General features: G+C 44.0%; 9 protein-coding genes. All 9 read left to right on the top strand.

Annotation, left to right across the window (positions count from 1 at the left end):
• The first annotated feature begins 232 nt into the window (after nt 1-232).
• The 9 genes from cpdB (at nt 233) to ACHUFI_RS11865 (ending at nt 8,912) form a co-directional block, all read left to right on the top strand.
• A complete protein-coding gene (gene cpdB, locus ACHUFI_RS11905) occupies nt 233-2,212 on the top strand; it encodes a 2',3'-cyclic-nucleotide 2'-phosphodiesterase (protein WP_394249341.1) in 1,980 nt (659 codons plus the stop codon).
• Between the two features lie 352 nt (nt 2,213-2,564).
• Nucleotides 2,565-3,152 carry a DedA family protein gene (locus ACHUFI_RS11900; RefSeq protein ID WP_394249339.1) on the top strand — a complete coding sequence of 196 codons (588 nt, stop codon included), beginning with the start codon at nt 2,565-2,567 and terminating at the stop codon, nt 3,150-3,152.
• The gene (locus ACHUFI_RS11895) at nt 3,149-4,282 is read left to right on the top strand and encodes an ATP-grasp domain-containing protein (protein WP_394249337.1); all 1,134 of its coding nucleotides are present in this window, start codon (nt 3,149-3,151) and stop codon (nt 4,280-4,282) included. Before ACHUFI_RS11900 ends, ACHUFI_RS11895 begins: the two co-directional genes overlap by 4 nt.
• 16 nt (nt 4,283-4,298) lie before the next feature.
• Nucleotides 4,299-4,844, top strand: a complete 546-nt coding sequence (locus ACHUFI_RS11890; protein ID WP_394249335.1) for a hypothetical protein — start codon at nt 4,299-4,301, stop codon at nt 4,842-4,844.
• Nucleotides 4,844-5,593 (top strand): NRDE family protein, encoded by a 750-nt coding sequence (locus ACHUFI_RS11885; RefSeq protein WP_394249333.1) that lies wholly within the window; start codon nt 4,844-4,846, stop codon nt 5,591-5,593. Before ACHUFI_RS11890 ends, ACHUFI_RS11885 begins: the two co-directional genes overlap by 1 nt.
• A 23-nt stretch (nt 5,594-5,616) precedes the next feature.
• Nucleotides 5,617-6,054, top strand: a complete 438-nt coding sequence (locus ACHUFI_RS11880; protein ID WP_394249331.1) for a YHS domain-containing (seleno)protein — start codon at nt 5,617-5,619, stop codon at nt 6,052-6,054.
• A gap of 11 nt (nt 6,055-6,065) precedes the next feature.
• The gene (locus ACHUFI_RS11875; protein ID WP_394249329.1) at nt 6,066-6,518 is read left to right on the top strand and encodes a hypothetical protein; all 453 of its coding nucleotides are present in this window, start codon (nt 6,066-6,068) and stop codon (nt 6,516-6,518) included.
• A gap of 2 nt (nt 6,519-6,520) precedes the next feature.
• A complete protein-coding gene (locus ACHUFI_RS11870) occupies nt 6,521-8,260 on the top strand; it encodes a lysophospholipid acyltransferase family protein (protein WP_394249327.1) in 1,740 nt (579 codons plus the stop codon).
• Nucleotides 8,261-8,345: 85 nt separating this feature from the next.
• Nucleotides 8,346-8,912 carry a Crp/Fnr family transcriptional regulator gene (locus tag ACHUFI_RS11865; protein WP_394249325.1) on the top strand — a complete coding sequence of 189 codons (567 nt, stop codon included), beginning with the start codon at nt 8,346-8,348 and terminating at the stop codon, nt 8,910-8,912.
• Nucleotides 8,913-8,957 lie beyond the last annotated feature (45 nt).

The raw sequence follows: 8,957 nt of genomic DNA, 5'->3' as shown, positions 1-8,957 counted from the left end.
TTCTAAAATTTCATTTTTTATTCGAAAAGCTGATAAGAAAAGACAGAATCACGATTTAGAGGCGGGGCAGAAAATGAAATTGGTGGATATACAAACACTTTTGGGACGCACGCTACAGAATGCCATCAAGTAATCGTGTGAGATCACACTTTCCCTTAGGGTGTAATCATTGTTTCATCTTTTTTTGTTACATTAAGCAACGAAATTTTACCGACCCAATTTGGAGCTAATAATGAAAGTTGCAATAAAACCTTTATCACTAGCAGTGCTTGCTGGCTTAGGCTTATTTACACTTTCAGGTTGCACAACAACACCTGATACCGATGAAGTGATTAAACTGCGCGTTGTAGAGACTACAGATATCCATACTAACCTTATGGATTACGATTACTACAAAGACAAGCCATCACAAAAAATTGGCTTAGCGCGTACTGCAACTCTTGTAAAAGAAGCTCGAAATGAAGTAACCAACAGCGTTCTTGTTGATAATGGTGACTTGCTGCAAGGTAGCCCAATGGGTGATTACATGGCAGACAAAGGCATTGAAGCAGGCGAAGTTCACCCAGCTTACAAAGCGATGAACCAGCTAAACTACGATGCTGGTAACATCGGTAACCACGAATTTAACTACGGTTTAGATTTCCTAGCGGAATCGATTAATGACGCTGATTTCCCATACATCAGCGCAAACGTGTTTGATGCTGAAACAAAAGAACACTACTTCAAGCCATACATTATTAAAACGCACACGTTTAAAGATACGGGTGGTGTAGAGCACGAAATCAAAGTGGGTTACATCGGCTTTGTCCCACCACAAATCATGGTATGGGATAAAAAGAATCTAGAAGGTAAAGTTTTCGCGAAAGACATCAAAGAAAGCGCGGAAGAGCTTGTTCCTCAAATGAAAGCCGAAGGCGCTGACGTGATTGTTGCAATCCCGCACTCGGGCGTTTCAATGGACCCATACAAACAAGGCGAAGAAAACTCAACGTACTACCTATCTGAAGTAGAAGGTATCGATGCGATTGCCTTCGGTCACTCTCACGCTGTTTTCCCAGGTAAAGGCTTCGATGACATGCAAGGCATCGATAACCAAAACGGTACTATCAATGGCGTGGCAGCTGTGATGCCAGGTCGTTGGGGTAGCCACGTTGGGGTTATGGATCTTACTTTGGAGCAAAAAGACGGTAAGTGGGTCGTCGCAGAAGGTAAATCTGAAGCTCGTCCAATCTTTGACAAAAAAACCAAGCAATCTTTAACTGAAGCAGATGCTGGAATTGTTAAAGCGCTAGAAGTTGACCATAAAGGAACTCGTGACTTTGTTAACCAACCTATTGGTAAAGCAGACAACGTGATGTACAGCTTCTTGGCTCTTGTTCAAGATGATCCAACGGTACAAATCGTAAACCTTGCGCAAAAAGATTACGTTGAGCGCTTCATTCAAGGTGACCCTGATTTAGACGGTACGCCAGTACTATCTGCAGCTGCACCTTTTAAAGCAGGCGGTCGTAAGAATGACCCAGCAAACTTCACTGAAGTAGAAGCTGGTCAACTAACTTTCCGTAACGCAGCCGATCTATACCTATACCCGAATACGCTAGTCGCGTTGAAAGTAACCGGTAGCGAAGTGAAAGAATGGTTAGAGTGTTCTGCAGGTCAATTCAAACAGATTGATGTGAACAGTACAGCCCCTCAACAACTGATCGACTGGGATGGTTTCCGTACTTACAACTTTGACGTGATGGACGGTGTTAACTACCAGATCGACGTAACTCAACCTGCGAAATACGATGGTAACTGTAAAGTGATCAACGAAGGGTCTGAGCGTATCGTTGGCCTAACTTACCAAGGTAAGCCAATTGATATGAAGCAAGACTTCATCATCGCAACCAACAACTACCGCGCTTACAGCAACAAGTTCCCAGGAACTGGAAGCGAGTTTATCGCATTTGACTCTCCAGACGAGAACCGTACGGTAGTAGCAAACTACATTACTCGTGTAAGTGCTGAAAAAGGTCAAGTAAACCCAGCCGCTGACAACAACTGGACTTTCGCTCCAATTAAGTCAGACAAAGCGCTAGATATCCGCTTTGAAACGTCACCAAGCGAAAAGGCTGCTCAGTTCATCAAAGACAAAGGCCAATACCCAATGAAACGCGTCGCGACAGACGATGTCGGCTTTGGCGTATACCAAATTGATTTAGGTAAATAATCAATTATTGAAAATAAAACGCGGCTTTTTAGCCGCGTTTTTTATATCAAGCATTTCTGGCTAGCTCTCATATCCCAACTGTAAAACAAACAACCTAATCAACACCTTAAGGTAAAGTCGACGCCTTTTACCGTCCATTCAACCTTCTGATTTTGTTCGCTAACTTACCACTCTCCCTTTCTAACCCGTTTCTCCTTTTCTTAAAAATACGTGTTGGTGTGTGCAATTTTTATATTCACACCGCGGTCTTTTAAAGCATGAATTATTTTTGTTGCTAATAACGTCTACTTAGCTAGTCCCGCATTAGCGCACTATTTTTAAATAAACCTACATCGAGAAAAAGGAGGAAGACGTGTTCTTCGTGGAATATATTCAAACGCTGTTAACGACTAGCTCTGAGTCTCCTATGATCTTGTTCGTGGGCGTGATTCTTCTTTCTTATGCACTAGAAGACCTCGCAATTATCACCGCCGCAGGGCTAGCCAGTCAGGAGCTAATGTCTCCTGCCCTAGCTTTATTTTCTATTTTTATTGGGATAGCAAGTGGAGACCTGGGGCTATATTACCTCGGGAAATATTGCCAGTACTTTCGTGGGATTCGCTATAAAGCGCTCACAAATCGTCATTTCAAAGCCTTAAAGCTCAAGCTACATCAGCGTGCTTTCCTAAACCTATTTATTGTTCGCTTTATCCCAGGGCTAAGGACCATCAGTTTTACGCTCAGCGGCTTCTTTTCTGTCCCCATCTCAATTTTTTTAGCCGCTGTGCTATCGGCAACTCTCGCTTGGACCTGCCTTGTTTTCTCTACGATTTATTACGCCGGTACATCAACTTGGCTTCAAGCGTCGGAACATCAGTGGGTACTCATCCCAACGGCTGCCCTATTGCTGTTTATCACAAATAAGTTTCTTAACCACTCTTATTCAAGAGGAATGTCATGAGTTTTTCACAACCCATTCAGTGCATCGCTCCTAACAAAGTCAACGCAGGAATGCCGCTGCTGACAATAGACAGCACGAACAGTATCTCTCCGTATGAGTTTCTGCCGAGTTGGTTTTTTTACACTCCTGTTGTGCTGCAAAGTCTCGTTCAGGGCATCAAATACAGAAACTGGAAGTTACCTTTAATTGCGAATCCAAGTATTAAACTCAGTGGCATGGTTGGGGAGTCAAAGCACGATATCTTGAGTTTAGCTGGCGAAGAATCGTTAAAATGGATTTCGCCATTTACAACAATCACAACGTCAAAAGCTCAACGAGCCACTCAACTGAAAGCGGCGTTGCAATCAATGCAGCGAGCAAACATTGATTTCCCTGTCGTTGCCAAGCCTGATTTAGGCTGTCGTGGTGCTGGAGTTAAGCTGCTCCACTCCTCTCAACAACTCGACCAATACATCGCAAGTTTTCCAGTCGGAGCTCGCTTTCTCATTCAGGAAAAAGCGCCCTATCAAGCTGAAGCTGGGGTTTTCTACGTACGTTATCCAGGGCAGAGCAAAGGAAAGGTCATTTCGATGACGTTGAAGTACGCCCCGACTGTGATTGGAGATGGTAAGAGTACACTGAAGCAACTTATCGAGTTATGCCCTAGGGCGGGTCAGTTAAGCCACCTTTATTTCCCTCGTCACACAAGCAAGCTGAATTGGGTACCCTGTAAAGAGGAAGAATTCCAATTGGCATTTGCTGGCAGCCATAGTCGGGGTTCTATTTTCCGAAATGGTAACCAGTTCATTACCGATAAACTCGCCCAGCGCCTCGATGCTATCTTCGACGACTTCGATGGTTTCCATTACGGCCGCTTGGACATCAAATTTAAAGATATGCCAAGCCTAATGAATGGCGACGCGTTCACCATTTTAGAAATCAATGGGGCAAGCAGCGAAGCGGCTCATATCTGGGATAGACAGACTCCCCTTAAAGAAATTTTCACCACACTTCTCTACCAATACCGACTTCTTTTTGATATCGGCGCACAGCAGCAACAGCGTGGTTTTCAAACACCGCCTCTTAAAGAACTCCTTCTGGCGTGGAAAGAAGAAAAGCGCCTCACTGAACAATACCCGTCGACAGACTAATTAATAGGGAAATCGTATGAGTTTAACGAGCGATACCTCATCTTCACTTTCACTTCCTTCAGCAATAAAGGGGGCAGTGGACATTTTAAATCAAGGCATTCAATTCCTATCAGCTATTACTGACGAGGAATATAACCACAAGGCAACGCCTCACGTGGACAGCACCATCGGCGAACACTTTCGCCATACTTTGGATCTATTTCACGCATTGATCCTGCAAGAAAATCAGCAGATCAACTACAACACTCGACGCCGTGGGCATCATATCGAAACCAATAAATCCATAGCACTTGATGAGCTTCACTACATTTCAGATTGGCTATTGCAGCTACAACCACACGCTTTATCCCATAAGGTCATCATTGAAACCGAAGTTTCGCTGGATAACCAGATCTGTGAATCCATGACATCAAGTTTAGAAAGAGAAATAACCTTTGCAGCCCTGCATGCCAACCATCACTACGCCATGATGAAAGTCATCGCCACTTTCCTGCAAGTACCGGTGACATCAACCTTTGGCTATGCACCAACTACAACAAGCTACTTAAGAGGACAACAATAATGTGCTCGGTAACTTGGCTACTTAGCGACGATGGCTATCAAGTGTTCTTCAATCGTGATGAACAAAAGACACGTGCACTCGCACTGCCACCCCAGCAAGAAATTATCAATGGGACCAATGTGTTGATGCCTATCGACCCAGTGGGTGGTGGAAGTTGGATAAGCATTAATGATAGAGGACTCGCGCTGTGCTTACTCAATAATTACCAAGGGCACACTCCTAACAGAGCTTTGCTAAGCCGCGGGCTGCTATTAAAACTGCTTTCTTCATGTCATACCAAAGAGCAAACCGACGAGCATTTCAAAGTTCTGGATTTACACCAATTTGCTCCTTTTACGCTCTTGGTATTTAGCCCTCAACTTTGCTTAAGTCACCCGCAAGTCACCGCTTATGCTTGGGATGGCATCAAAGTAAACATCCACGATACCGACTCGCCGCTGTTTTCTTCTGGGGTTGAACTCGCTGATGTTCAACACTATCGAAAAGCCGTTTATGCATCACTGACATCGGCCAACAAAAATCAACAAAGCTTACTAAGGTTTCACGCACACCACCACCCAGAGCACGGCCACCTCTCCACTTGCATGCACAGAGAAGATGCCCATACCGTCAGCTTCACTCACCTAGAGGTATCTGGCCATGGCCTATCTATGAGTTATGTCCCAGGGTCGCCTTGTACACGACTTACGACTCAAGCATTACAGCAACACCGATACACATTTACCGAAAAAGAAATACTAATTGCCTAACGGCGTTAGAAAAGGAACTAACAATGAAATCATTATTCACACTCATACTTTTTTCAATTAGCCAATTCACCTTCGCTGCTGATGACATTTATACCGGAATCTTTAGTAGCAAAGCACTTGGTGGCTATGACACGGTCGCGTATTTCACTGAGGGGAAGCCGATTGAAGGCAGCAAGAAGTTCACCACGGAATACAAGGGAGCCGACTGGTATTTCTCCTCCCAGCAAAACTTAGATACGTTTGTTCATAATCCTGAAAGATACGCTCCTCAATATGGAGGCTATTGCGCTTGGGCAGTCTCGGCAAAAAACGATTTTGCACCGGGCGACCCTATGCAATGGAGCATTGTCGATAACAAGCTGTATTTAAACTATGACCAAGAGATTAAACAGCGCTGGGAATCAGATAGAGATCTGCACATTACCCAAGCCGATAAAAACTGGCCAGAGCTAATCAAGTAAGGAGGCGAACAATGACATTTCAACCAATCAAACACATCCCGTCAGTGTTCATCGCCTTTGTCTTCATTCAATCGCTATTTTTCAAGTTTTCCGGTTCGTACGAAACAGAGCATATTTTTGGCACATTGGCTCAATGGTCAGGCTTGCCATGGTTTGGAGTATTTGGCGGCTATATGATCGGCTTTGCTGAACTTTTTGCTGCGATATTACTGTTCACGAAACTGCATGGCGTTGGTGCAGTTATGAGCACAGGCATTATGACCGGAGCTATTTTTTTCCACTTGTTTACGCCATTGGGCATCCAGATGCCTGAATTCAACTCGACAGGAGAAGTCATCGGAAATGACGGTGGCTTACTGTTCGGGATGGCCTGCTTAGTTTGGCTATCAGGCGCATTTCTTAGCATCCGAGATTACACAGTTCAAAACGGTTTCTTGCATCAACTCCTAAATAAGGCAGCTTAACCATGATGACTAGTCCTTTTCGTTTACCTCGTTATACACCCTTTGGTTTAGGTGAATCCGTTGTCGAGTGGGCAACTGGACTAGCCAAACTCGATACTTTGTATCAAAAGAGGCCAAAAGCCTTATCGAGTTTTGAGTTCATGAACCATACCTTAAAAGCGCTTAAGATCGATTACGATATTGCTGGGGGAACGTTAGATCACATTCCAAGTGAAGGCCCTGTGATCATCGTGGCCAACCACCCATTAGGTGCGATAGAAGGTGTTATCCTCGCAGACTTGATAGGCTCTGTTCGACAAGATGTGAAGGTGCTGGCAAACCAATTATTGAAACGCCTTCCCGAACTCAATGAGTTATTCATAGGTATTGATGTATTTGACGGCAAAGAATCCCAAAAAACCAACGCTCAAGCAGTGCGAGACGCTCATCGTCACCTAGCCAATAATGGGTTACTCATCGTGTTCCCTGCCGGGGAAGTATCAAGCTACCCGAAAGGAGAGAAAAACCTCACCGATATCGAGTGGAGTAAATCAGTGGCTAAGTTCGTAAAACGAAATCAGGCCACAACCGTCCCTATATTTATTAGTGGTAAGAATAGTGAATTATTTTATCAAGCGGGGCGAATACACCCACTATTACGAACCGCTTTACTTGGAAGAGAGCTTCTCAACAAACAGGCACAAACAATTTCAATTTCCATTGGCTCTGCTATCCCTTTTTCTGAAGTGAAATGCTTTGAAAAAGACACGGATATCGTTAACTATTTGCGCCTTAATACTTACCTTATGAGCGCTCAAGATAAAGATCCAGTAACTCCGAGCACTCCCTTTGCCACTCCCATCATTGAAGCGCTGCCAGCTGATGAACTTCAACAAGAATTAGACAAATTACCCCAGGCTCATTTACTCCTAGAGCAAGGTGAGTTCAGCGTCTATTGCGCGCCTAGCCAAACAATCCCGAAACTGATGCAAGAGATAGGTCGAGTTCGAGAAGAAAGCTTTCGAGACGTCGGAGAAGGCAGCGGGTTGGCATGTGATGTTGATGAATATGATCTCTACTACAACCAATTATTTGTATGGAATAAAGCAAAGCGCGAGCTCGTTGGTGCGTATCGTATGGGGTTAGTGGATGAGCTTATCGAACAACATGGCTTAGATGGCCTCTACTCTCGTAGCCTTTTCAATTACGACCACCATTTTATATCGAAATTAGAGAACAGCATTGAATTAGGGCGGTCCGTTGTCAGTAAAGACTATCAGCGCAGCTTAAATTCACTACTACTGTTATGGAAAGGGATAGCCACCTTTGTAGAGCGGCACCCTAAATATACCCATCTTTTTGGGCCTGTAAGTATCAGCAATGACTACAGCCATGCTGCGCGACAGTTAATGGCAGCGACGCTATCCATTCACCATTACGATCAAGAAAAGGCGACATTAGTCTCCGCATCTTCTCCGCTAAATTCGAGTTCTAATGTATTTTGGCAAACTCATCTATTGAGTTCTTTAGCTAGCGTTCCTTTGTTGTCCAAGGTGTTGTCTCGAATGGAAAAAGGTAAAGGGCTACCTGTGTTATTACGCCAGTACCTCGGCATGAATGGAAAACTAGTGTGCTTTAATGTAGACCCCGCTTTCAATAATGCGCTCGATGGCTTGATTGTTGTGAACCTCAAACAAGTACCACTTAGAACTTTAGGGAAGTATATGGGGAAAGCGCAAGCTCAACGATACCTTAATGGTTAAACATTTATTCTCCCGTGTAGGATTAATCATCTAAGCGCGCTAAGATAATTGGCATGACTCTTCATTTATCTTAGCCGCCTCGATTATGCATTCGTCTTTTATTGAACAACTTCAATCCTTCAATTTTACTGACAGTGAAATTGAATCATTAGTGAACATTGCCAAACCGTTAGAGCTCCCAACCCGACACATCTTAGTCAATCAAGGGGAAGTGCCTGACTCTTTTTATTTCATTATCGAAGGTCTTTGTCATGCTTGCTACCTCACTCAAGAAGGAAAGCAGTTCAGCAAAGAGTTTTACTGGGAACAGGATTGGGTCATGGGCTTTGAAAGTTTAATCAAAGAGCAGCCTTCCCCTTACCTGCTCGAAACGTTGACTCCCATCGTGCTTCTCCAGCTCCCTATGAGCGCTCTTTCTGAATGGCGACAAGAATCCAACCCGCTTTACATTAAGCTGTTGGAAACACAGCTCATGTACAAAGAGAACAAAGAACGCTTTATGCTGCTATATACACCAGAGCAACGATACCAACTTTTTTGCGAACACTATCCAGATTTGGAAGAGCGCTTGAACGACAACCAAATTGCCGCCTATCTGGGGATAACAGCCATTAGCCTAAGTCGAATTAAGAGCCGCCTTAACATTTGTTAATGCTTAACTAAAACAGCACTGCTAAAGTCGATGTCAACTTAGATA

The sequence above is a fragment of the Vibrio profundi genome (assembly GCF_043642225.1).
Taxonomy (GTDB): Bacteria; Pseudomonadota; Gammaproteobacteria; order Enterobacterales; family Vibrionaceae; genus Vibrio; species Vibrio profundi_A.
The sequence above is the reverse complement of the archived record's forward strand: the minus strand, read 5'-3'. Positions and strand labels throughout refer to the sequence as shown.

Excerpts from the sequence above, each read along its gene's own strand:
- ACHUFI_RS11875 (WP_394249329.1), top strand. The coding sequence starts at position 6,066 with ATGACATTTCAACCAATCAAACACATCCCGTCAGTGTTCATCGCCTTT.
- ACHUFI_RS11890 (WP_394249335.1), top strand. The coding sequence starts at position 4,299 with ATGAGTTTAACGAGCGATACCTCATCTTCACTTTCACTTCCTTCAGCA.
- ACHUFI_RS11885 (WP_394249333.1), top strand. The coding sequence starts at position 4,844 with ATGTGCTCGGTAACTTGGCTACTTAGCGACGATGGCTATCAAGTGTTC.
- ACHUFI_RS11895 (WP_394249337.1), top strand. The coding sequence starts at position 3,149 with ATGAGTTTTTCACAACCCATTCAGTGCATCGCTCCTAACAAAGTCAAC.
- ACHUFI_RS11870 (WP_394249327.1), top strand. The coding sequence starts at position 6,521 with ATGATGACTAGTCCTTTTCGTTTACCTCGTTATACACCCTTTGGTTTA.
- cpdB (WP_394249341.1), top strand. The coding sequence starts at position 233 with ATGAAAGTTGCAATAAAACCTTTATCACTAGCAGTGCTTGCTGGCTTA.
- ACHUFI_RS11865 (WP_394249325.1), top strand. The coding sequence starts at position 8,346 with ATGCATTCGTCTTTTATTGAACAACTTCAATCCTTCAATTTTACTGAC.
- ACHUFI_RS11880 (WP_394249331.1), top strand. The coding sequence starts at position 5,617 with ATGAAATCATTATTCACACTCATACTTTTTTCAATTAGCCAATTCACC.